The organism is Mesorhizobium sp. B2-4-12 (genome assembly GCF_006441575.1).
Lineage (GTDB): Bacteria > Pseudomonadota > Alphaproteobacteria > Rhizobiales > Rhizobiaceae > Mesorhizobium.
On the sequence record NZ_VFVC01000004.1, the window covers coordinates 162,062 to 185,376 of the forward strand.

At 63.7% G+C, this 23,315-nt stretch carries 23 protein-coding genes; 14 read left to right on the forward strand and 9 right to left on the reverse strand.

Annotated features, from left to right (window positions below):
- The first annotated feature begins 11 nt into the window (after positions 1 to 11).
- From FJ934_RS04335 to FJ934_RS04360, 6 genes are all read left to right on the forward strand, one after another.
- Positions 12 to 1,157, forward strand: coding sequence for an ABC transporter substrate-binding protein (locus FJ934_RS04335; RefSeq protein WP_181165513.1), 1,146 nt, complete (start codon positions 12 to 14; stop codon positions 1,155 to 1,157).
- Between the two features lie 26 nt (positions 1,158 to 1,183).
- The gene (locus tag FJ934_RS04340; protein ID WP_140607422.1) at positions 1,184 to 2,371 is read left to right on the forward strand and encodes an ABC transporter substrate-binding protein; all 1,188 of its coding nucleotides are present in this window, start codon (positions 1,184 to 1,186) and stop codon (positions 2,369 to 2,371) included.
- Between the two features lie 69 nt (positions 2,372 to 2,440).
- A complete protein-coding gene (locus FJ934_RS04345) occupies positions 2,441 to 3,178 on the forward strand; it encodes an ATP-binding cassette domain-containing protein (protein WP_140607423.1) in 738 nt (245 codons plus the stop codon).
- On the forward strand, positions 3,171 to 3,929 hold the full coding sequence (locus tag FJ934_RS04350) for an ATP-binding cassette domain-containing protein (protein WP_140607424.1): 759 nt from the start codon (positions 3,171 to 3,173) through the stop codon (positions 3,927 to 3,929). Before FJ934_RS04345 ends, FJ934_RS04350 begins: the two co-directional genes overlap by 8 nt.
- The gene (locus FJ934_RS04355; protein WP_140607425.1) at positions 3,926 to 4,870 is read left to right on the forward strand and encodes an ABC transporter permease; all 945 of its coding nucleotides are present in this window, start codon (positions 3,926 to 3,928) and stop codon (positions 4,868 to 4,870) included. Before FJ934_RS04350 ends, FJ934_RS04355 begins: the two co-directional genes overlap by 4 nt.
- A gap of 1 nt (position 4,871) precedes the next feature.
- Positions 4,872 to 5,840 (forward strand): ABC transporter permease, encoded by a 969-nt coding sequence (locus FJ934_RS04360; RefSeq protein WP_140607426.1) that lies wholly within the window; start codon positions 4,872 to 4,874, stop codon positions 5,838 to 5,840.
- Between the two features lie 6 nt (positions 5,841 to 5,846).
- Here FJ934_RS04360 and FJ934_RS04365 read toward each other — a convergent pair whose 3' ends face one another.
- Together FJ934_RS04365 and FJ934_RS04370 are read right to left on the reverse strand one after the other, a co-directional pair.
- Positions 5,847 to 6,686, reverse strand: coding sequence for an amidohydrolase (locus tag FJ934_RS04365; RefSeq protein ID WP_140607427.1), 840 nt, complete (start codon positions 6,684 to 6,686; stop codon positions 5,847 to 5,849).
- 66 nt (positions 6,687 to 6,752) lie between these two features.
- Positions 6,753 to 7,538 carry an IclR family transcriptional regulator gene (locus FJ934_RS04370; protein WP_140607428.1) on the reverse strand — a complete coding sequence of 262 codons (786 nt, stop codon included), beginning with the start codon at positions 7,536 to 7,538 and terminating at the stop codon, positions 6,753 to 6,755.
- A gap of 168 nt (positions 7,539 to 7,706) precedes the next feature.
- Between FJ934_RS04370 and FJ934_RS04375 the strand changes: the two genes are divergently transcribed.
- From FJ934_RS04375 to FJ934_RS04410, 8 genes are all read left to right on the forward strand, one after another.
- On the forward strand, positions 7,707 to 9,026 hold the full coding sequence (locus FJ934_RS04375) for a sugar ABC transporter substrate-binding protein (protein WP_140607429.1): 1,320 nt from the start codon (positions 7,707 to 7,709) through the stop codon (positions 9,024 to 9,026).
- A 132-nt stretch (positions 9,027 to 9,158) separates the two neighbouring features.
- Complete coding sequence (locus FJ934_RS04380) at positions 9,159 to 10,055, forward strand: sugar ABC transporter permease (RefSeq protein WP_140607430.1); 897 nt, start codon at positions 9,159 to 9,161, stop codon at positions 10,053 to 10,055.
- 17 nt (positions 10,056 to 10,072) lie between these two features.
- Positions 10,073 to 10,939, forward strand: coding sequence for a carbohydrate ABC transporter permease (locus FJ934_RS04385; RefSeq protein ID WP_140607431.1), 867 nt, complete (start codon positions 10,073 to 10,075; stop codon positions 10,937 to 10,939).
- 4 nt (positions 10,940 to 10,943) lie between these two features.
- Positions 10,944 to 12,041: a sn-glycerol-3-phosphate ABC transporter ATP-binding protein UgpC gene (gene ugpC / locus FJ934_RS04390; RefSeq protein WP_140607432.1), complete on the forward strand. Its 1,098-nt coding sequence runs from the start codon at positions 10,944 to 10,946 to the stop codon at positions 12,039 to 12,041.
- Positions 12,042 to 12,046: 5 nt separating this feature from the next.
- The gene (locus FJ934_RS04395; protein WP_140607433.1) at positions 12,047 to 13,159 is read left to right on the forward strand and encodes a mandelate racemase/muconate lactonizing enzyme family protein; all 1,113 of its coding nucleotides are present in this window, start codon (positions 12,047 to 12,049) and stop codon (positions 13,157 to 13,159) included.
- 10 nt (positions 13,160 to 13,169) lie between these two features.
- On the forward strand, positions 13,170 to 13,499 hold the full coding sequence (locus tag FJ934_RS04400; RefSeq protein WP_056564736.1) for an L-rhamnose mutarotase: 330 nt from the start codon (positions 13,170 to 13,172) through the stop codon (positions 13,497 to 13,499).
- A complete protein-coding gene (locus FJ934_RS04405; protein WP_181165514.1) occupies positions 13,495 to 14,568 on the forward strand; it encodes a Gfo/Idh/MocA family oxidoreductase in 1,074 nt (357 codons plus the stop codon). The genes FJ934_RS04400 and FJ934_RS04405 overlap by 5 nt, the downstream gene beginning before the upstream one ends.
- 8 nt (positions 14,569 to 14,576) lie before the next feature.
- Positions 14,577 to 15,023, forward strand: a complete 447-nt coding sequence (locus FJ934_RS04410) for a MaoC/PaaZ C-terminal domain-containing protein (protein WP_140607435.1) — start codon at positions 14,577 to 14,579, stop codon at positions 15,021 to 15,023.
- Between the two features lie 10 nt (positions 15,024 to 15,033).
- Here FJ934_RS04410 and FJ934_RS04415 read toward each other — a convergent pair whose 3' ends face one another.
- From FJ934_RS04415 to phnY, 7 genes are all read right to left on the reverse strand, one after another.
- The gene (locus FJ934_RS04415) at positions 15,034 to 15,831 is read right to left on the reverse strand and encodes an ABC transporter permease subunit (RefSeq protein ID WP_140607436.1); all 798 of its coding nucleotides are present in this window, start codon (positions 15,829 to 15,831) and stop codon (positions 15,034 to 15,036) included.
- Between the two features lie 2 nt (positions 15,832 to 15,833).
- On the reverse strand, positions 15,834 to 16,691 hold the full coding sequence (locus tag FJ934_RS04420; protein WP_140607437.1) for a 2-aminoethylphosphonate ABC transporter permease subunit: 858 nt from the start codon (positions 16,689 to 16,691) through the stop codon (positions 15,834 to 15,836).
- Positions 16,684 to 17,829: an ATP-binding cassette domain-containing protein gene (locus FJ934_RS04425; protein ID WP_140607438.1), complete on the reverse strand. Its 1,146-nt coding sequence runs from the start codon at positions 17,827 to 17,829 to the stop codon at positions 16,684 to 16,686. The genes FJ934_RS04420 and FJ934_RS04425 overlap by 8 nt, the downstream gene beginning before the upstream one ends.
- Before the next feature lie 32 nt (positions 17,830 to 17,861).
- Positions 17,862 to 18,890: a 2-aminoethylphosphonate ABC transporter substrate-binding protein gene (locus FJ934_RS04430; RefSeq protein ID WP_140607439.1), complete on the reverse strand. Its 1,029-nt coding sequence runs from the start codon at positions 18,888 to 18,890 to the stop codon at positions 17,862 to 17,864.
- A 266-nt stretch (positions 18,891 to 19,156) separates the two neighbouring features.
- Entirely contained in the window at positions 19,157 to 20,167 is a 1,011-nt protein-coding gene (locus tag FJ934_RS04435; RefSeq protein WP_140607440.1) for an NAD(P)-dependent oxidoreductase, read from the reverse strand.
- A gap of 2 nt (positions 20,168 to 20,169) precedes the next feature.
- Positions 20,170 to 21,528: an aspartate aminotransferase family protein gene (locus tag FJ934_RS04440; protein WP_140607441.1), complete on the reverse strand. Its 1,359-nt coding sequence runs from the start codon at positions 21,526 to 21,528 to the stop codon at positions 20,170 to 20,172.
- Positions 21,529 to 21,601: 73 nt separating this feature from the next.
- Positions 21,602 to 23,059, reverse strand: coding sequence for a phosphonoacetaldehyde dehydrogenase (phnY, locus tag FJ934_RS04445; protein ID WP_140607442.1), 1,458 nt, complete (start codon positions 23,057 to 23,059; stop codon positions 21,602 to 21,604).
- Positions 23,060 to 23,315 lie beyond the last annotated feature (256 nt).

The window sequence follows — 23,315 nt, forward strand, 5'->3', positions numbered from 1 at the left end:
CGCTCAAGGGCATGACCTGGAGCCATCCGCGCGGCCACGATCCGATGGTCGCGTGCTCGGCGCTGTGGCGGGAGCGGACCGGCGTTACGATCGAATGGGACATGCGTTCGCTGCAGGATTTCGAATCCTTCCCGGTCGAGGAACTGGCGCGCGCCTACGACCTGATCGTCATCGACCATCCGCATGTCGGGCAGATCACGGCCGAGCGCTGCCTCGAATCCGTCGACGTTGCGGGCCGCGAGGCCGAGCGCGCAGCACTTGCCGCAGGCAGTGTCGGCCAGTCCTATCCAAGCTACGCCTGGCAAGGCCGGCAATGGGCCTTTCCCATCGATGCGGCGACGCAGGTCCAGGCCTGGCGGCCGGAGGCGCTCGATGCGCCGGCTGCGACATGGAGCGAAGTGCTCGATCTTGCCCGGCAAGGCCGTGTGCTGCTGCCGCTGCGGCCGCCGCATTGCCTGATGACCTTCTATACGCTGGCCGGCAATCTCGGGCATCCCTGCGCGACCGATCCGTCGCGCGATTTGATCGATGTCGAGACGGGCAGCGAAGTTTTCGAGAGGATGTGCGAGATGGCCGCGCTGCTCGATCCTGCCTGCTTCGAGATGGATCCGATTGCCGTGTCCGAACGCATGGCAGAGGCCGGCTCCCGGATCGTCTGCGCGCCGCTCATCTATGGCTACGTCTCCTATGCGATGGCCGGGTTTCGCCCAAATCGGCTGGCCTTTGCCGACATCCCGGTCATCGGGAACGCTGGTCCGGTCGGCTCGGCGCTCGGTGGCACCGGGATCGCCGTATCGGCCTTCTCGAAGGCGAAGGAGGCCGCGATCGATTTCGCCTACTGGATCTCCAGCGGCGACGTCCAACGCGGTCCCTATGCTGCCGCTGGCGGTCAGCCGGGCCATGCCGCTGCCTGGGAAGACCGGATGGTCAATGCGGCGGCCGGCAATTTCTACAGGGATACGCGTGCCACGCTCGAGGGCGCTTGGGTGCGACCGCGCCATGACGGCTATATGGCTTTCCAGCAAGCGGCGTCCGATCGCGTCAATTCCGGCGTGACTTCAGGCCACCCCGTCGGCCAGGTCGTCGCCGATCTCAATCGCCTGTTCCGGGAAAGTAACCCAGTGCAGGTGTCCGGCGCTGCCGGTGGAGGAGCCTGAACCAAAACCGAACGGAGGAGACAATAATGAAAAACACGATCCACGGCCTGCTGGCCGCAACCGCACTCGCCTCACTTGCAACGACCGCCTTTGCCGAGGATGTCCAGGGCGTTATCGGCGGACTGCCGACCGAACTCAAGGCGCAATATGACGGCGCGCCGCAGAAGGTGCTGCCTTCGGCCTGGGACAATTTCACCCCGCCGCCGAAGCCATGGAAATGGTGCCATTCGGAATCCTATCAGGGCAACCCCTGGCGGGTCACCGTCACCAAGGAGTTGAAACGCCTCGTCGATGGGCTGATTGCCGACGGCACCGTATCCAGCTTCGAAGTGTCGGATTCCAACAACGATGCCAGCCAGCAGATCAACCAGATCCGCGCCTTCATCGACAAGAAGTGCTCGATCATCACCTCGATCCCGGGCTCGGCGACGGCGCTCGACGATGCGATCGACGCGGCAGCCAAGGCCGGCATCCCGTTCATCACGGCTGCTGGTTCGGTGACCAGCCCGAACGCGATCAATGTCGATTCCAACTATGCGCGCTGGGGCTATGACATGATGATGGCGATCGGCAAGGCCGAGCCGGATGGCGCCAGCATCCTGCTGGTCGAAGGCATTGCCGGCCACCCGATCGTGGTGCAGGAGCGTCAGGGCGCGGACAAGGCGCTGGCGGAAAACCCGAAGCTGAAGATCTCGCGCACCGTCAACGGTAACTGGACGGCGAACGTCACCAAGACGGTCGTGCTGCAGGCGATCGCCACCAATCCGGCGCCGATCGACGCGGTGTGGACGACCGGCAGCGAAAGCCGTGTCGTCGCTGAAGCCTTCGCCGAGGCAGGCCGGCCGGCGCCGCTGATCACCGGTTCGATCACGGGTGATGCTTTGGGCTACTGGAAAGCCAATCCGGACAAGTATCGTTTCGAAGGCCATGCGGTGCTGCCGCATTGGACCGCCGAGACGCTGTTCCGCGTTGGCGAGCGTATGCTGGACGGGCAAAAGCCGAAGCTGAACACGCTGCTGATCCCGATCCCGCCGGTTCACAACGCCGATCTCGGCGCCTGGTATAAGGACTGCATGACGCCGGATGCCGTCTCGATCTTTCCGATCCCGCCGAAGGACCCGATGCCGGAGGAATGGCTCGACACCTATTTCTCCAACCCCGCACCGACCAAGGGCTGGGATTACTCGAAGGTGCCCGACGCCTGCGCCAAGTAACGCCCGGCTTAAGAGTCATAGCAGGCCGGCTTCTTTGCGGGAGCCGGCTTGCCAGCTTCGAAACACGGCATGCTTGAAATCAGGAACATATCCAAACGCTATGGCGAGACGGTCGCGCTCGCGGACGCTTCGATCGCGTTCCGGGCAGGGACCATCCACACCATCCTGGGCGAGAACGGCTCGGGCAAGAGCACGATGGTCAAGCTCTTGTCCGGAATCGTGCAGCCGGACAGCGGTACGATCCTGCTGCAGGGCGAGCCGTTTTCGGGCAGCAACCCTTCGGCCTTCCAGGCGCAAGGTTTCGCCACGGTGTTTCAGGAAGTGCTGATCGCACCAGACCGCACCGTGACCGACAACATCCTGCTCGGCCTCGATGGGCTGCTCCGGCGTACAGTGCCCCGCAACGAGCGCCGCGACCGGGCGGCCGCCGCGCTCAAGCGCTTCGCGATTACCGACGTGCCTCTCGACAAGCCAGCCGGCCTGTTGCCGCTCGCCGCGCAGCAACTCGTTGTTCTCGCCCGTGCGGTCGTGCGCAACCCCAAGATCCTGATCCTTGACGAAGTCACCGCCGCGCTCGACTTCGCCGACCGTGAATCCGTTTTCTCGCTGATGCGTACCTTGGCCGGCGAAGGCTGCCTCATCCTGTTCATTACGCACCGCATGGACGAGGTGATGTCGCTTTCGGATCGTATCTCGATCCTTCGCGGCGGCAGCGTGGTGCGCACCGAAGAGCGCGGCGCTTCGACGCCCGCTGAACTGTTGAAGGCAATGGCACCGCGCACGGCGGCGGAGCTGGCGCATGGCTGATCGCGCCGCCTCCGATTTTCGCGGGCTCGCCATCCGCGACCTCGTCATCGCGGCCAGAGCCAGCCCGATCACGCAATTGATCGCTCCCGGCGAGATCGTCGGGCTAGCCGGTCTCGATGGCCACGGCCAGGAACTGTTCCTCGAGATGCTCGCGGGCCTGACTCCGCCGCTTGGCGGCTCGATCGAGTTGGCCCTGTCCGGCGCGTCGCACAAGATCACCGGGTTCCGCAAGGCGGTCGCCAGCGGCATCGCCTATCTGCCACGCGACCGGCGCGCAAACGGCATTTTTCCGACACAGTCGGTGCTCGACAATTTCGCCGTCGCGACGCTTTCGCGCGATACACGCCTCGGCCTGATCAGCCCGGCGGCGCGCAAGGCGCGCTATGACATCTATCGCGAAAGGCTGTCCATTTCGGCACCCCGACCCGATGCGCCGATCACCACGCTGTCGGGCGGCAACCAGCAAAAAGTGCTGCTGGCGCGGGCGTTGGCGCTGCAGCCATCGATCCTGCTTCTCAACGATCCCACGCGCGGCGTCGACGTGGCGACGCGACATGTTCTCTATGATGTCTTTCGCGGTCTCGCTGCTGACGGCATGGGGCTCGTCATCCTGTCCAGCGAGATCGAGGAGATTCTTCTGCTTTGTGGTCGCGTGCTGGTGTTCAGGGAAAACGAGGTTGCCGCGGAAATCTCGGGTGAAGCCATGAATAGCGATAGCGTGATAACAGCCATGTTCGGACGCGCGGCATGAACCCGCGCCTTTCGTCTCTTTCGCGAAGCGTCGGCTTCGCTGTCGTGCTGCTGGTCATCCTGCTTGCGGTCAATCTCATCCTCAGCCCGGCGCGCTTCCAGCCGGGGTCCTGGGGCGCGCTGGTCGGACTGGCCGCGCCTCTCGTCGGCGCGGCAATCGCCTCGACGCCGGTGATCCTCGCCGGCCGTGGCGGCATCGACATTTCGGTCGGGCCGCTGATGGGTTTCGTCAATGCTGTCGTGATCCAGGTGCTTTTCCTCAAGGCAGGCATCTCGTCGCCCCTGTTGCTTGTGCCGGCGGCCCTGCTCATCGGCGCGCTGGTCGGCGCGGCCAACGGTTTCCTGGCGACGGTGGTGCGCATCCAGCCGATCGTGGCCACGCTCGGCACCTATCTGATCCTCACCGGCATTACGCTGACGATCCTGCCGGCGCCGATCGGCCCGGCGCCGGCATGGCTCAAGGCGCTGGCCGGGCCGCTGTCGCTGCTGCCGCTTCTATTGATGTTCATCGCCTGGTGGCTGGTGCGGCGCACGCCCTATTACGATCAGCTTATGGCGGTCGGCGGCGACGACCGCGCGGCCTACACCGCCGGCGTCGATGTCACGCGCGTACGCTTCATCGCCTATGTCATGGCGGGCATCCTAGCCGGCTGCGCCGGGCTGATGCTGACCGCGCTGATCGGCTCCGCCGATCCCAATATCGGGCCGACCTACACGCTGATCGCCATCGCCGCCGTCGCGCTGGGCGGCGTCAGCCTCGCCGGCGGACGTGGCGGCGTGGCAGGCGCCGCTGTCGGCGCCGTCGACATCTTCCTGTTGCAGAGCGTGTTGACGACCTTCAACGTCTCCACCTTCGTGCTGCAGATCGCCTATGGCGCCATCCTGGTGCTGGCGGTGATGCTGACCGCGCTGCAGGAACGTCTTGCCACGAGGGGGCGCTGAAATGGCCGGCCGGAACCTGTTCGCGACAACCAATGCCCGCGTCGTCGGAGCTTTCTGTGTCGCCGCGCTTTTGCACCTTGCCGGCACCATTCTCATTCCAGGCTATTCGGCCCCGTTCGCGGTACGCGCCATGCTGGTGCTGGCGTCGCTGCTGGCTGTCGCCTCGATCGGACAGACGCTGGTCGTCATCATGGGTGGCATCGATCTTTCGATCCCCTTCGTCATCGGCTTCGCCAATGTCGTGGCGGCACAGCTCTATGGCGACGGCTGGAACTTCTTTCTCGTCTGCGGCCTCGTCGGCGTGCTGGCGCTGGTCATCGGCGGACTGAACGGCCTGATCTCGCGCAGTTTGGACATCCAGCCGCTTATCGTCACCCTCGGCATCGGCATGATCGTGCAGGGGCTGGTGCTGTTGTGGACCGCCGGCTTCCCGTCAGGCTCCGCGCCACCGGTGGTTTCCAGCTTCGTATCGATCGGCGGATCGGCCGGCCCCCTGCCCGTTCCGTGGCTGGTGCCCAGTCTCGCCGTGCTGGCGGCACTCGTCGTCCTGGTGCTGGAACGGACGCCCTATGGACGGCGGCTCTACGCACTGGGCAGCAATCCGGGCGCGGCGCCGCTGGCACTGATCGATCCGGTCCGCATGTGGGTGGTCACCTATGCGGCGAGCGCCTTCTTCGCCGCCGTCGCGGGCGTGCTGCTGCTCGGCTTCACCGGTTCGGCCTATGGCGATGTCGGCCAACCCTACCTGTTCCAGACCATCGCGGCCGTGGTCGTCGGCGGTGCCGCGCTGGTCGGCGGGCGTGGCAGCTATCTCGGCACGATCGCCGGCGTGCTGGTGCTGACCGAAATCAACACGCTGCTGATCGGGCTCGGCTTCCAACCCTCGGCGGTGCAGGCTGCGCTCGGCCTTATCATCGTGCTGCTGGTCTCGCTCTACGGCCGTGAACGGCACGTCTGGACGACCATCTGAACGCGACTATTCCAACCGCCACAGCTTGCGGGCATTCCCGGACAGCAATCCCTCGCGCTCCGCCACGCCGCAGCCGGAAAGCAGCGCATGTGTCGCGGCCACCCAGGTCGAGAGGCCGCCACCAAGCGTGCAGACCGGCCAGTCGCTGCCCCAGACGACGCGGTCCCAGCCAAACGAACGAACCGTGAGTTCGACATAGGGCCGCAGGGTGTCGACGGTCCAACTGCCGGGATCGGCGTAAGCGACCACGCCAGAAATCTTGGCCATGACATTCGGCCGGCGCGCGATCTCGCCCATGTGCTCGCGCCAGGGGTGTTCGCCCCCGCCCTTGATGTCAGGGACGCCGCAATGGTCGAGCACGAACTGCACGTCGGGCGCCAAATCGGCCAGCGCGATCGCCTTGGGAATCTGGTGCGGCAGGACCACGAGGTCGAAAGTCAGGTCCGTGCCGCCAAGCCGCTTGATGTTGTCGCGAAACAGCGCAGCTTCCGACAAGTCATCGGGCACGACGTGGAGGACGCGACGGAAGCCCTTGACGAAGGGATTTGTCCGCTGCCGCTCGAGATAGGCGGCAAAGCCAGGCTCTTCCGGCCGGCAGGACGCAATCGCCCCGGCGAGCATGCTGCCCGGCTGCCGCGACAGCCCTTCGACCCTGGTCGTCTCCGCCTCGATGTCGGCCGCATCGACATCGACCTCCATATGCAGCACGCGTTCGACACCGACCCGCCGCGCCTCCGCGGCATACTCGTCATAGGAGAAATCACGGTTGAGCGGCGGCACGCCGGTAAGCCAGGGATAGCGCAGGGCCGAGCGATCGATGAGATGCAGATGGGTGTCGATGATCATGGTGAGGCTCCTCCCTCCAGCATTTTCAAATCATCTCACGGAGGAATTCTTCATTCAAATAAGAATTCAGGCCGCCGCGCCGACAGCCGATCCAGCCAAGTGCGACAGCTTCCCGGTCGTGGCCAGCAAAAGCTCGATGGTCTTGGTCATATCCGGTGCCGAAGGCGTGTTGATCACGCTGATGTAGGGAATCGACAGCGCCGCAATCGCCTTGCCGTCGGAACCGCGCACCGGTGCTGAGAGATTATAGACCCCGGCGGTTTGCATCGAGGCCATCATCTCATAGCCGCGATCGCGGATCTGGTCGAGGCGGGCGTAGAATTCGGCCGATTGTGCGGTCTTGTCGGTGCTGCGGACATGCTCGGAAATCATCATCTGCCGCTCCTCAGGTGAGCGGAAGGCAAGCAGCACGTGGCCGGAACCCGTGTCGAAAAGGCTGATATGAGAGCCGACCCGGATCGAGATGCCCCAGTAGTTCGGCGCCTCCTGCTGCGCGATAACAACAGCGGAACCTCGATCAAAAACAACGAGTTGGTTGGCCTGCTGCGAGGTCTCGGCCAGCTCGCGCATCAGCGGTGTGGCGTAGGAGACCAGCCGCCGCACCGGCGCGTGCAACTGCGCCAGGCCGAACAGTTTCAGGGTCAGGGAATAGCGATCCCCGTCAAGCCTTGTGACATAGCCGCGCCGCACCAGCCGGTCGAGCATGCGGTAGAACTCATTGGGGCTGCGGTCGAGTTTCTTGGCGATTTCGGCCTGGGTGAGGCCGCCGTCGACACCAGCCAACAGTTCCAGAATGTCGAGTCCCTTGTCGAGCGCCGGCGCGCGGTAGCGCTCGTCTTCGCTGTCGTCCATGGGCATCCCTCCAGTGAATTCGATTCTTCATATACGCAGGCGCGTGGGTGTCGGAAACAAAATTCGCCTTGACGTATGTATGAATGTTTTGTTTGTATATGAATGTAGCACTTGTTGTCACGCGGACAAGTTGCGGTCGCCACCAAGGCGCACCCAGGGAGGAACCAAATGAACAGACTGCTTTCCGGCGTGTGCGCCGGTGCATTGGTGCTTGCGTCAGGTGCAGGCACTGCCCTTGCCGGCGACCTGCCCGGCAAGTTCGAAGGCGTGACCGTCGACGTGAAGCTGATCGGCGGCCAGCAATATGAAAAGCTCTATGAGCGCATTCCCGAATGGGAGAAGGCCACCGGCGCCAAGGTCAACATCCTGACCAAGAAGAACGGCTTCGACATCGACAAGGAGCTCAAATCCGACATCGCCTCGGGCAGCACCAACTGGTGCGTCGGCTGGAACCATTCGTCCTTCGCGCCGCAATATACGGGCCTCTACACCGACCTCAGCAAGTTGCTGCCGAAGTCGGAGATCGACGCCTTCGTGCCTTCGACGATCAAGGCGGCGACCATTGGCGGCAAGCTGGAGATGCTGCCGCGCGCGCAGTTCGACGTCTCCGCCCTCTACTACCAGAAGAGCCTCTACGAGAACGCCGACAACAAGGCTAAGTTCAAGGCGAAATACGGCTATGACCTGGTGCCGCCGGATACCTGGAAGGAAGTGACGGACCAAGCCGAGTTCTTCGCCAACCCGCCCAATTTCTACGGCACGCAGTTCGCCGGCAAGGAAGAGGCGATCAACGGCCGCTTCTATGAAATGGTGGTCGCCGAGGGCGGCGAATATCTCGACAAGGACGGCAAGCCGGTCTTCAACTCCGAGGCCGGAATCCGGGCGCTCGACTGGTTCGTCAACCTCTACAAGGCCAAGGCCGTGCCGGCCGGAACCACCAACTATCTCTGGGACGATCTCGGCCAGGGCTTTGCTTCCGGCACCATCGCCATCAACCTGGACTGGCCGGGCTGGGCCGGCTTCTTCAACGACCCGAAGTCATCCAAGGTCGCCGGCAATGTCGGCGTAAAGGTCGCGCCGAAGGGTTCGTCCGGCAAGCGCACCGGCTGGTCGGGTTTCCATGGCTTCTCGGTGACCGAGAACTGCCCGAACAAGGAGGCCGCCGCATCGCTCGTGTGGTGGCTGACCAACGAGGACAGCCAGAAGCTCGAGGCCGCCGCAGGCCCGCTGCCGACCCGCACCGCGGTCTGGGACTGGGACCTGCAGCAGGCGGCAAGCGATCCTTATAAGAAGGAGGTCCTGTCGGCATTCCAGGAAGAGGCCAAGCACGCCTTCGCCGTGCCGCAGACGCCCGAGTGGATCGAGATCTCGAACGCCGTCTATCCCGAATTGCAGGCGGCGATCCTCGGCGACAAGACCTCCAAGCAGGCATTGGACGAAGCCGCCGCCAAGGCGACCCAGATCCTGCAGGACGCCGGTAAACTCTAACAGCACTCCCAAGGCTGCCTCCCCCATCAGGAATGGGGGAGGCGATCGCGTCTTGAGTGACTGCGCCGCATGGTTCTGCGTCGCCGGGTTCGACGAGGACCCGGCAACGAAAACAACATTCATGGAATCCTGATGAAGGGCTTCAAGCCATCCGCGCCGTTTGTGCTGCTGCTTCCAGCCATCATTGTGCTGGCGGCGATCGTCGTGGTGCCGCTGCTTCTGTCGCTCTATTCCAGCTTCACGCCCTTCCGCCTGACGCGGCCCGAGACGTTCCTCGTTTTCGTCGGCTTCCGGAACTATCTCTCGATCCTGTCCAACGCCGATTTCTGGTGGGCCTTCGGGCGCACGGTGCTGCTGCTGACCATCGCGCTCAATCTCGAAATGCTGCTTGGGCTCGGCTTGGCCATGCTGGTCGAGAAAGCGACGCGCGGCCAGCGCATCCTGCGCACGCTGATGATGTTTCCGATGATGTTCTCGCCGATCCTCGTTGGCTTCCAGTTCAAGTTCATGTTCAACGACAATATCGGCCTGGTGAACAACGCCCTGCAGTCGCTCGGCATCACCAGGGATGCCATACCATGGCTGATCGAGGGGCACCTCGCCTTTATCGCCATTTCGATCGCCGAGATCTGGTCGTCGACGGCGATCTTCGCCATCCTGATCCTCGCCGGCTTGCTCGCCATGCCCAAGGAGCCGATCGAGGCGGCGCGCGTCGACGGCTGCACGCCGTGGCAGACATTCCGCTATGTGACCTGGCCGTTCGTCATGCCGTTCGCCTACATCGCCATGACCATCCGCTCGCTCGACGTGGCGCGCGCCTACGACATCGTCAAGATCATGACCGATGGCGGACCGGCGGGCCGCACCGAGCTGTTGTGGACGCTGGTGGCGCGCACCGCCTACAGCGACGGGCGCATGGGCGTGGCCAATGCCATGGCCTATTTCTCGATCCTGCTGTCGATCGCCTTCACCGTCTACTTCTTCAACAAGCTCGCCGCGGCGCGTACGCAGATCGGGGCTGAGTGGTGAAGGGCGGCGTCGTGAGAATGGACGAGAATTCCTCCGCCCGCCTAAAGCGCCGGCTGCTGGGCATCGTCTATCGCATCGGGCTGTTCCTGGCGATGCTGACCATCTGCCTGCCTGGCTTATGGATCGTGCTGTCGTCGCTCAGGCCAACAGTCGAGATCATGGCAAAACCGCCGGTGTGGATCCCGCAGCAGATTTCATTCGACGCCTATATCGCGATGTTCTCAGGCATCGGCAAGGGCGGCATTCCGGTCATCGAATATTTCCGCAACTCGCTGATCATCTCGGTGACCTCGACAGTCATCGCGGTGGCCATCGGCATGGCCGGCGGCTATGCCTTCGCGCGCTACCGCTTCCGCGGCAAATCGAGCGTCTTCCTCGGCCTGATGCTGACCCGCACCGTGCCCGGCATCGCGCTGTCGCTGCCGCTGTTCTTCCTCTATGTGCGGCTCGGCATCATCGACACGCATTTCGGGCTGATCCTCGCCTATGTCGCGCTTAACGTGCCGTTCACGATCTGGCTGATCGACGGCTTCTTCCGCCAGGTACCGAAGGACCTCGCAGAGGCAGCGCAGATTGATGGCTGCACGCGCTGGCAGGCGTTCTGGCAGGTCGAGTTCCCGCTTGCCGGACCGGGCATCGCATCGGCGGCGATCTTCGCCTTCCTGACCTGCTGGAACGAGTTCGCGCTGGCCTCGCAACTGACCCGATCGGTCAGCGCCAAGACGCTGCCTGTCGGCCTGCTCGACTACACGACCGAGTTCACCATCGATTGGCGCGGCATGTGCGCGCTTGCCGTGGTGATGATCATCCCGGCGCTCACCCTCACCTACATCGTCCAGAAACACCTTGTCGGCGGCCTGACCTCCGGCGCGGTGAAAGGCTGACAGAATGGCAACCGTTTCCCTCAAAAAGCTGACCAAGCGCTACGGCAATATCGAGATTGTGCACGGTATCGATCTCGATATCACCGACCGCGAATTCATTGCCCTTGTCGGCCCTTCCGGCTGCGGCAAGTCGACGACGCTGCGCATGATCGCCGGGCTGGAAGAGATCAGCGCCGGCTTGATCGAGATCGGCGGGCGCATCGTCAACGACCTGCCGCCGCGCTCGCGCAACATTTCGATGGTGTTCCAGTCCTACGCGCTCTATCCGCACATGACGGTGCGCGAAAACCTCGGCTTCTCGCTCAAGATCGCGGGAGCCGTCAAGGACGAGATGGACCGGCGCGTCTCCGAGGCCTCCGCCATCCTCGGCCTCGACATGCTGCTGGACCGCCGCCCTTCGCAACTGTCCGGCGGCCAGCGCCAGCGTGTCGCCATGGGCCGAGCCATCGTGCGCGACCCCGATGTCTTCCTGTTCGACGAACCGCTTTCCAATCTCGACGCGAAATTGCGCACGCAGATGCGTACCGAGATCAAGAAACTGCATGCCAAGGTGCGGTCGACGGTGATCTACGTCACCCATGACCAGGTCGAGGCAATGACGCTCGCCGACCGCATCGTGATCATGCGCGACGGCCATATCGAACAGGTCGGCACACCCGACGAGGTGTTCCGGCGTCCGGCGACGCGCTTCGTCGCCGGCTTCATCGGTTCGCCGCCGATGAACCTGCATGAGGCGACGGTCGATGACGGCCAGCTGGTTTTCGCCAGCGGCGAAAAGCTGCCCCTGCCCGGCCAATTCAGAGCCAATGTCGCCACCAGCGACAAGATCGTGTTCGGGCTGCGGCCCGACGATATCTACCCGACCGGCCATGGCATCAGCTCCGGCGACGCCGCCGACGTGCACCAGATCGAATTGCCGATCACGGTGACCGAACCGCTCGGCAACGAGACGCTGGTGTTCGTCGAATTCAACGGCAGCGACTGGGTGTCTCGCATGCTGAACCCGAGACCGCTGAAGTCGGGCGAACGAGTAGCGATGAGCCTCGACTTGTCGCAGGCGCATCTGTTCGCCGCCGACACCGGAAAGACATTGCGGAGCTGACCGACATGGCTAGAATCGAAAAGATAGAACTGCGGATGGTGGACCTTGTGCCCAAGGTCAAGCGCACGGACGCGATCCAGAGCTTCGTCAGCCAGGAAACGCCGATCGTGACGGTCACCGATTCCGACGGCGCGACCGGCACCGGCTACAGCTATACGATCGGCACCGGCGGCTCGTCGGTGATGCGGCTCTTGTCCGACCATCTCGCGCCACGCCTGATCGGCCGCGATCCCGACATGATCGAGGCGATCTGGCACGACCTCGAATTCGCCACCCATGCGACCACGATCGGCGCCATCACCGCCATCGCCATCGCCGCGATCGACACGGCACTTTGGGATTTGCGGGCGAAGAAGCAGAACCTGCCGCTGTGGAAACTCGCCGGCGGCGCCAAGGACCGCTGCCCGCTCTACACGACCGAGGGCGGCTGGCTGCATATCGAGACGCAGGCGCTGGTCGATGATGCGCTGGCCGCCAAGGCCAGGGGATTTCGCGGCTCGAAAGTGAAGATCGGCAGGCCGCATGGGTCGGAGGATCTTGCGCGCCTGTCGGCGGTGCGCAAGGCGGTGGGCGACGGCTACGAGATCATGACCGACGCCAATCAGGGTTTTTCCGTCGACGAGGCGATCCGGCGTGCGGCAAGGCTGCGCGAGCTTGACCTTGCCTGGATCGAGGAGCCGCTGCCCGCCGACGATATCGATGGCCATGTTCGGCTGTCGAACTCGACGCCGACGCCGATCGCCATCGGCGAGTCGCTCTACTCGATGCGCCATTTCCGCGAATACATGCAGAAAGGCGCCTGTTCTATCGTGCAGGTGGATGTCGGCCGCATCGGCGGCATCACGCCCTGGCTCAAGATCGCGCATGCGGCGGAGGCCTTCGACATTCCGGTCTGCCCGCATTTCCTGATGGAACTGCATGTCAGCTTGACCTGTGCTGTTCAGAACGGCCGATATGTCGAGTACATTCCGCAACTCGACCAGTTGACCGGCAAGCATATGCGCATCGAGGATGGGCAGGCGCTGGCACCCGACGAGCCGGGTATCGGCATAGACTGGGACTGGGACGCGGTAAAGGCCATGAGCATCGCCGAATTCACCACGGCGATCACGACATAGGAGAGCGGACATGCAGCGGATGGGAATGGTGCTCGGGCTGAAGCCGGAAAAGGTCGAGGAATATGTCCGCCTGCATGCTGCGGTCTGGCCTGACGTGCTGACCATGATCTCGGCCTGCAATATCAAGAATTACTCCATCTACCTCAAGCGACCAGAGAACCTGCTGTTCAGCTACTTCGAATACCACGGCACCGACTACGCGGCCGACATGGCCAAGATGGCCGCCGATCCGAAGACGCAGGAATGGTGGGCGGTCTGCATGCCCTGCCAGGAGCCGCTGGCGACCCGCAAGGAAGGCGAATGGTGGGCTTCAATGGACGAGGTCTTCCATCATGATTGAGGGCGGTTTCGACCCTGCCTCACTCGTCCAATCCTGGCCCAGACCATTGAAGCCCCGGCCGATCGTCACCTTCGGCGCGGGGTCGATCGTCGGCGACGCACATTTCCCGGCCTACAGGAAGGCCGGATTCCCGATCGCTGGAGTTTACGATCCGGACCAGGCCAAGGCGCAAACCCTGGCCGAGACATGGGGGGTGACGGCGTTCCGCTCGGTGGACGAAGCCGCAGCCGTCAAGGACGCAATCTTCGATCTGGCGACGCCGCCGGGACGGCACGCCGAGATCCTGAAGGCTCTGCCCGACAGGGCGGTGGCGCTGATCCAGAAGCCGATGGGCAACTATCTCGGCGAGGCAACCGAAATCCTCGAAATCTGCCGCGCCAAGGAACTCAAGGCGGCGGTCAATTTCCAGCTGCGCTTCGCGCCGATGATGCTGGCGCTCAAGGATGCCATCGCCAAGGGCTGGCTCGGCGGGGTCGTCGACTTCGACGCCTGGCTGGCGCTGGCGACACCCTGGCAGCTGTGGGAATTCCTGCTCAAGGCGCCGCGCGTCGAGATCGCCATGCACTCGATCCACTATCTCGACCTGATCCGGCAATTGCTCGGCGACCCCAAGGGAGTGCACGCCAAGACACTCGGCCATCCCAACCATGGAGTGGCGCAGACGCGGACCAGCGCCATTCTCGACTATGGCGACACGGTGCGCTGCGCGCTGTCGATCAACCACGACCACAAATTCGGCCGGCGGCATCAGGCCTGTGAGTTCCGCATCTGCGGCACCGAAGGTGCAGCCTATCTGAAGCTCGGCCTTAACCTCGATTATCCCACCGGCGAGCCGGATATTCTCGATATCTATCCGAAGGGCGGCACGGACTGGGTCGCGGTGCCACTGGCCGGCGAGTGGTTTCCCGACGCCTTCGTCGGGCGTATGGCCAATGTGCAGCGCTTTGCATCTGGTGAAGATGACACGCTGGTCAGTTCGGTCGAAGACGCCTGGAACACCATGGCGCTGGTGGAAGCCGCCTATAGATCAAGCGCGGCGCCAGCGACGCCAATCGCGGAAAGGCCGTAAAGCAGGATATGGAACAGATCACTTATTTCGAGGACTACGAGATCGGCTCTACGCGCCTCAGCACCGGCCGCACCATCACCGAGACTGACTTCGTCGTCCACGCCGGCCACACCGGCGATTTCTTCCCGCATCACATGGATGCCGAGTACATGAAGACGACGCCGTTCGGCCAGCGCATCGCGCATGGCACGCTGGTGTTTTCGGTCGGTATCGGGCTGACGGCTGGTGTCGTCAACCCCGTCGCCTTTTCCTATGGCTACGACCGGCTGCGTTTCATCAAGCCGGTGTTCATCGGCGACACGATCCGCACGCGCACCACGATCGCGGCCAAGCAGGACGACCCCAAGCGCCCGGATTCAGGCCGGGTGATCGAGCGCTGCGAAGTGATCAATCAGCGCGGCGAAGTGGTGCTGGCGGCCGACCACATTTACATCGTCGAGCGCAAGCCGGCCTGAGCCTCGGAATTTACGAGCCAGTGGCGCGCGCGGTGATGCGCTCGAGCCCAAGCAGCAGCACCAAGGTCGCCACCACCAGGATCATCGTCAGGGCCGCACCTGCAAATATATCGCCACGATCGGTGAGGCTGAAGATCGACACCGGCAGCGTCACCCAGCCCGGCGGATAGACCATGACGGTGGCGCCGAGTTCACCCATCGACAGCGCGAAGCTCAGGCCGAAAGCGGCGACCAGATAGGGGGCCAGCAAGGGCAGCGTGACATGCCAGAGCCGGTATGCGGGCCGCGCGCCGAGGCTTGACGCCACCTGTTCGAAATCGGGCGAAAGCCGTGCCAAACCGGCCGAGACGTTGCCGAAAGTGAAAGCCGAGATCAGCACGAAATGCGCGATCATCACGATCGCCACCGTGCCGTTGAGCAGAAGCGGCGGATGGCTGAACGCAACCAGCAGGCCAAGCCCGACGGATACCGAAGGCACCGCGCTGGGGATAAAGAACAACAGGCCAAGCGGCCGCTTCAAGGCATCGCCCTGAAGGCGAAGCGAAAGGGCCGCCCAGGTGCCGCTGACCAGCGCCAAGGCGCTGGCCAGGAAGCCGGTGATGAGGCTCGCCTTGACCGAATTCCAGGCCGCGCCCTTGACGACGTCGGCGTAGTGCTCCGTCGTCAAGCCATTGGGCAGCACGCCATTCCACTGGTCGGCAAGGCTGGACAAGAGGATGACCGCCAGCGGCGCCAGGAACAGCACACCGAAGATCAGCGCGAAGAGCACCCATAGAACAGCGCGACCGGAGCGCGACCAGACCAGCATGGCTAGACCCCCAACCGGCCGGCGGCGAAGCGGTAGAGGCCGAAAAGACCGAGCGACAGCGCAATGTTGATCACGGCGATGATGCAGGCGACCTGATAGGCCGATTCCTGGATCGCCTTGCCGTAGATCAGCAGCGGCAGCGTGATGACGCCCTTGGCGCCAATGAACAACACGATGCCGAATTCGTTGACGGTCAACAGCAGGCAGAGGCTGCCGCCGGCGATGAACGCGGGCACCGCGGCCGGCAGGATGACCTGGCGCACGATGCGGAAAGGTCTCGCCCCAAGCACGCTTGCCGCTTCGATCTGGCCGCGGTCGACCAGGGAGAAGGCGGCGAGCAGCGGCCGCAGGATGAAGGGCGTGTAGACGGTGACTTCGGCCAGCACCACGCCCCAGGTCGAATAAAGGAAATCGACCGGCGGCAGCGGCAGCGAGAAGACCTCCATCAGCCCCGAATTGAGCATGCCGGCGGAGCCGTAAAGAAAGGTGAAGGCCAGCGTCACCAGGAAGGTTGGCAATGCGATGAAAGTGTCGATCAGTCGGGCGATGAAGCCGCTGCCGGGAAACGGCACGAAGGCCAGGATCAATGCCAGCACGAGCCCGACGATCAGGCATCCGGCCGTAGCGGCGACCGAGATCGTCACCGTGTTGATCAGCGCGTTGAGGAAGAAGCGCGAATGCAGGACACGGACGATCTCGGCGACGTTGGCGACACCGCTGTCGTCAAGGAAGGCCTGCCGGGCAATCAGCGCCAGCGGATAGAAGAACAGCAGCGCCAGCAGCGCCGCCGGCGGCACGATCCAGAATTTGCCGGGTTCTCTCCTGATCGCCGGCGCGCGGAGGGCGACAGCCTCAGACACCGGCGTCTTCCGGAAGCAGCGACGTGTCGGCAGGTGCGAAGAACAGCGGCACCCTTGCGCCGGGCTCCGGCAACGCCATGGGCAGTTTCGTTGCCGAGACGCGCACCGGCGTGCCCTCGACATCGAGCACGAGATGGGTCAGTTCGCCCTGCCAGTGCACTTCCCTGAGTGTGCCGACGATGCGATTGGTGTGCTCGCTGTCGGCCGTCAGGCTGAGATGCTGCGGTCTGATGCAGAGCAGGCTCTTGTCGCCGGCCTTCTCGTCACGACCGGCGCCGGTGAGCAGCGCATCGCCGTGCCTTGCCGTGGCAAAACCCTTCGGCCCGACAGGCTCGGCAACGGTCACCGGCAGAAGGTTGGCGCGGCCGAGGAATTCGGCGGTAAAACGGTTTGGCGGACGACGGTAGAGTTCCGTCGTCGGTCCGTGCGAACAGACCCTGCCGTCGCGCATGATGGCGATCTTGTCGGCAAGGGTCAGCGCCTCGGTCTGGTCATGGGTGACGTAGAGGATCGTCAGGCCCGGCAGGCTGCGGTGTAGGCGGGCGATCTCCTCGACCATGTTGCGGCGGATCTGCGCGTCGAGCGCCGAGAGCGGTTCGTCGAGCAGGAGCACGCGCGGTCGCACCGCCAGGGCCCGTGCAATCGCGACACGCTGCTGCTGGCCGCCCGAAAGCTCGCGCGGATAGCGCCTGGCAAAGGCAGACATGCCTACCGTGCCGAGTGCATTCTCGACCCGTTCGGCGATCAGCGCCTTGTCGGCACCTTGTGCCCTGAGGCCGAAGGCAACGTTGTCCTCGACCCGCATATGCGGAAAGAGCGCGTAATTCTGAACCACCATGCCGAGACCACGCTGATAAGGCGGCAGATCGGTGACGTCGGTGGCGCCGATGCGGATGCGGCCGCTTGCAGGCCGCACGAAACCGGCCACGGCCCGCAAGGCAGTTGTCTTGCCTGAGCCGGAAGGGCCGATCATTGCCAGGATCTCGCCCGGTGCGATGTCCAGGGTCAGCGGATGCAGCACGACATGCGCGCCATAAGCGACGCTGACCCTGTCGAAGTGGACGTTGGAACCGGCGCCGCGAACCTTCGCGGCGTCGATATCCATGACACTGGTACCCGTGAAGGCGACGGCCGACATGGCGTTGTTCTCCCGACTGGTTCCCTTGGGGATCAACTTCCGGTCGCTTCGTTCCACTTCTTGACGTAGTCGGGAAGCTTGGCCAGCGCGTCATCCCAGTTCGGCGACCAGATGGTCAGGCCCTTCATCGCCTCCTGCAACTTGGCGAAATTGGCGTCGGACGGCTTCACGTCCTTGCGGGCGGGCATACCGATGGCAATCGAGCTTACGGTGGACTGGGCTTCCTTGGATAGCAGGAAGTCGATCAGCTTCTTGCCGTTGTCGGCGTTCGGCGCACCGGTGACCAGGCCGATTTCATAGGGCAGCGCGAAGGTGGAGCGAGTGCCGTCCGGACCAGCGGGCCAGAACACCTTGATGTTGGGATTGTCGGCCATCTGCGACATGTTCATCTGCAAATCGCCATTGGCGACATGCAATTCACCCTTGTTGACCAGTGCGGTCAGCTTGCCGGTCGAGGCGGACGGGCCGACATTGTTGTCCTGCAGTTTCTTCATGAAGGCGAAGCCCGCATCCTCGCCGCCGAAGGCGTGAATGATCTGCAGCATGACGGCGGTGCCGTCGCCGGCCTGGCCAGGAGTCGAATACTGGATCTTGCCCTTGAACTTCGGATCGAGCAGGTCGTTGTAGCTCTTCGGCGCTTCCGACAGCACGGCGCTGTTGTAGATGAAGTTCATGTAGTTGTTGACCAGCGGCCGGTACTTGTCGGTGCCGCCGTCGATCTGGGATGCGGCCTCAGGCTTGTAATCCTGCAGCAGGCCGTCTGCGGCCGCGCGCTGGATGAAGGGGGGCAAGGTCACCAGAACGTCGGCCTGCGGGTTCGACTTCTCCTTGGCGACGCGCTCGACGACGCCGCCCGAACCTGCCTCGATATACTGCACGGTGATGCCGGTGGCCTTGGTGAAGGCGGCGAATTCGGTCTCGTACCAGCTGCCGTTGCCGTCATGCAGGCCATCGGCGGAATAGATGGTGACGACGCCGTCGGCGAGTGCCGGTCCGACGAGAGCGGCCGACGCGAGCAATGCGGCAAAGGCCGCGACCATGGTTGCGTTTCGTGATTTCATGACCAGTTCCCCTTTATGATTGAAGGCACATTCTGCGATGCACTAGGACCAATCGGCTCGGCCTCTGACGGACGTTGAGCCGATTGGATGTCGTCGTTGTGACAACTCTGAGGATTGGTGATCGATAAGTAAAATCTATTTATTTTATGACAGGCAAACTTCCTCTGATATTTGTCATAGAACTGTCGCATCCATGTCGTGGACGCATTTCAGGGTCGCGGAACCGGCCCGAGGCAGGGGTCCTGAAAGTTAAAAGGTGATGGAAATCAGGAGAATAAAACGCCTGCCGTCTGCGCCCGCAGACGAGGATCGAACGAGCGGATGGTCACCGGACGCCCGTCGAGGATTTCGAAGCAGCGGGCGAGCGTATCCTGTTCAAGCCGGCGCATCGCTTCCGCCGTGAAAAATGTGAGATGCGGAAAGAGGATCACATTGTCGCGACCGAACAATGCGCTCATCGGATGGCCGGACTTCGCCAGAGGCTCGACCGAATAGACGTCGAGCCCGGAGCCGGCTATGCGCCCGGCGAGGATCGCCTCGACGAGTGCCGCCTCATCGATCAGCGCGCCGCGAGAAACGTTGACGATGACGGCGGAAGGTTTCATGCAAGCGAGTTCGGCCTTGCCGATCAGGCCACGTGTCTTGTCGTTCAGCACACAATGGATGGAAACGAAGTCGCAGGCCTGTAGCATGGTGTGGAGATCGTCGGCCTTCTCGATGCCGGCAGCGTGCATCGTCGCTGCATCGACACCGGGATCGAAACCAAGAACCCGTGCGTGAAACCCTTGCCCGGCCATGCGCGCCATGCTGCGGCCGATCTTGCCGCAGCCGACCAGGCCCAGCGTGGCGCCGGAAATATCGCGCCCAAGCCAACGCTGCCCGGGCCAGACCCAGCCATCGCGCGACACCGCCGCCGTAATGGCCGGCAGCCGCTTGGCAAGCGCGATCATCAGCGCGAAGGCGCCTTCGGCGACGGTTTCCTCGGCATATTCGGGCACATTGACGACCGGGATGCCGCTCCGCATCGCGGCAGGGACGTCGATGGCATCGATGCCGACGCCATATTTGACGATGCCCTTCAATCTAGGAGCTGCCTCGATTACCGCAGCGGTTATCGGTGTGTAGCACATGAGCAGAAGGTCGGCGTCGGCGACCGCGCTGATGAGATCGGCTTCGGGAATGCCTTCGGGCAGCGTCACCAGTTCGACGCCCCTCCCCCGCAAGCCGGCATCGATGCCGGGGCATTCGAGTTCCTGGTCGGTGCGCACGGCCTTCATGGTCAGGCCGCCAGCACCGCGGCCTCGACGACATCCAGCGCGCGATCGAGATCGGCTTTCGAGATGACCAGCGGCGGCGAGAGCGTCAGCACATTGCCCTGGCTGATTTTGAAGCTCAGCCCTTGCTCCAGGCACGTGTAGAAGACGCGTTCCGCAAGTTCACGTGCCGGCTGGCGCGTGGCTCGGTCCTGGACGAGTTCGACGCCGCCCATCAGCCCCCTGCCCCTGACGTCGCCGACATGAGGCGAGCGCGCCATCAGATCCTGCATGCGTCCGAGCATGTGCCGACCGAGTTCGGCCGAGCGCTCGACTAGCCCTTCTTCCAGGATAATGTCGATTGTCGTCAGCGCGGCGCGCGTCGTCACCGGGTTCTTCTCGTGGGTATAGTGGCCAATGGCAAAGCCGCCCGTGACATCGAGGTCGCGGCGGGCAATGACGGCGGCGATCGGCAAGATGCCGCCGCCGAGCGATTTGCCGAGAACGACGATGTCGGGCGTCACGCCATCATGGTCGTGGGCGAAGAATTTTCCCGTCTTGCCGAGCCCGGTCGGGATCTCGTCGAAGATCAGCAGCGTGCCGTGCCGGTCGCAGGCCTCGCGCACCCGCTTCCAGAAACCAGGCGGCGGCGGGTTTGGCGTCGCCCGCATCGGCTCGGCGACGACCGCCGCCACGTCCTGCTCGCGGCCGAGCACGTAGGCGATCATGTTGGCGCAAGCGAGCCCGGATGCTTCCAGTGAATCGTGGCCGTAGGGGCAGCGATAGCCGTCCCAGGGCGCGACATGCTCGGTGCCGGTCATCATCGGGCCGGCGATATGGGAACGGAAGGTCGCCTCGCCGCCGACGCTGGCGGCGCCGAAGCCAGCGCCATGGAAGGCGTCCCAGAACGACACCGTCTTGAAGCGGCCAGTCGCGGCTCGTGCGATCTTCAGCGCCACCTCGATTGCATCCGAGCCGCCCGTGGTGAACAGCACCTTGCCGAGGTCGCCGGGTGCAAGTGCCGCCAATTTCTCGGCCAGTTCGACCGCGGGCTCGCAAGTGAAGCGGCGCGGCGCAAAGCAGAGCTCGTCGAGCTGCTTCTTGATTGCCGCCACCAGCCTGGGATGGCCGTAACCAAGGTGATGCACGCTGTTGCCGTGGAAATCCATCAAGCGCCGGCCGGCGATGTCCTCGATCCAGATGCCTTCCGCCTTGGCGATCGTCGACAGGCAGGGACTGGACAGGCTCTGGTGCATGAAAGCGGCCGCGTCGCGGTCGAGCAGGCCGCGGATACGCGGATCATCCTGGCCGGCGTCCCAGCGGCCGCGCGCCGCCGTGGTGTTGGAATCGCCCTCGGTATGCACAAGCTCAGATATTGGGGCCATAACCCTCTCCGAAACGCGAATGAGGGAGCGCGAAACGCCCCCTCGATTTGTCCTGCCAGCCAGTGTGGTCCGGTCAGGACCAGGGCAGCGAAAACGTCTTTACATTGGTATAGCTCTTCATCGCCTCGATGACGCCTTCCTTGTAGCCATTGCCCGAATCCTTGATACCGCCAAATGGCGACATCTCGATGCGGTAACCCGGCACTTCCCAGATGTTGACCGTGCCGACCTGCAGGCCGGCGATGTACCTCTGCATGCGGGGAAAGGAATTGGTGCAGACGCCCGACGACAGGCCGAAGGCGGTTGAGTTGGACAACGCGATCAGCGCCTCGTCATCGTCCGGCGCGCGCACGATGGGGATGATCGGCCCGAAGGTCTCTTCCATCACCAGTTCGGATGTGTGCGGCACACGATCGACGACGATCGGCGGCAGCAGCGCACCCTGGCGGCCGGGGTTGTAGAGGATTTCCGCGCCCTGCTCGGCGGCCATGTGAACGCGGGCTTCGAACAAAGCCGCCGCCTTCTCGTGCACAACGGTGCCGAGATCGGTCGCGCGATCCATCGGATCGCCGAAGCGGATCTTCTTCGCTCGCTCCAGCACCATCGGCACGAAACGGTCAGCGACGCTTTCCTGGACGAGGATGCGCTTGACCGCCGTGCAGCGCTGGCCGGAGTTCTTGGTTGCACCCGCGACGGCGAGATCGGCGGCCTTGGCCAGATCGTCGTCGGAGAGATCGTTGAGGATGATCAGGGGATCGTTGCCGCCGAGTTCCAGCACCTGGCGCTTGTAGCCGGCGGTGCGGGCGATCATCTTGCCGACCGGCACACCGCCAGTAAATGTGATCAGGTCGATGTTCTCGTTGGTGATCATTTCGTTGCCGATGTCGGCCGGCCAGCCGGTCACCACCGAGAGCATTTCCGGCGGCAGGCCGGCTTCGTAGAGGATGTCGGCGAGCAGCAGCGCCGTCATCGGCGTCAGTTCGGTCGGTTTCACCACCACGCAATTGTTGGTGGCGATCGCCGGTGCCACCTTGTGCGAGACCATGTTGAGCGGATGGTTGAACGGCGTGATCGCCGAGATCGCCTTCAGCGGCTCACGCGTCGTGAATATCTTGCGTGCCTTGCCATGCGGTGTGAGATCGCAGGAGAAGATCTGGCCGTCGTCCTGGATGCACATCTGCGCCGACAGCGTGAACACGTCATAGGCGCGGCCGACTTCATAGAGCGAGTCGGTCTTGGAGATGCCGAGTTCCAGCGTGATGAGATCGGAGATTTCCTCCTTGCGCGATGCCAGCGCTTCGGCGGTACGGAACAGGATCTGCTGGCGCTCGTAACGCGTCAGTTTCGATTTGTAGCCAGCCGCGATTTCGAAGGCCTGGCGGGCGTGTTCGGCGCCACCGGCCGGCACAGTGCCGATGACAGTGTCGTTCCAGGGATAGCGCACCTCGACGACGCTGTCGGCATCGACCTTCTTGCCGGCAATGCGCATCGGCTCGTGGCGAACTTTGATGGCAGGGTCAAGTTTGGTCATGTGAGTGTTCCTGGTGCTCAGTGAGCTACATTGATCTTTATCGGCTAGGCCATCGCGTCTCTGCAACGGCTTCCCCCACTCCGTCGCCGCTTCGCGGCGCCGCCTCTCCCCCCTCCGGAGGGAGAGGAAGGGAGCCAAGGCTGACGAGCCCGCGCGCCCTTCCTCTCCCCCGTCGATCGGGGGAGAGGTGGCCCGGAGGCCGGAGTGGGGGTCGACCAGTGCCATCATGGATGGCGACACACCCAACCGGCGCCCA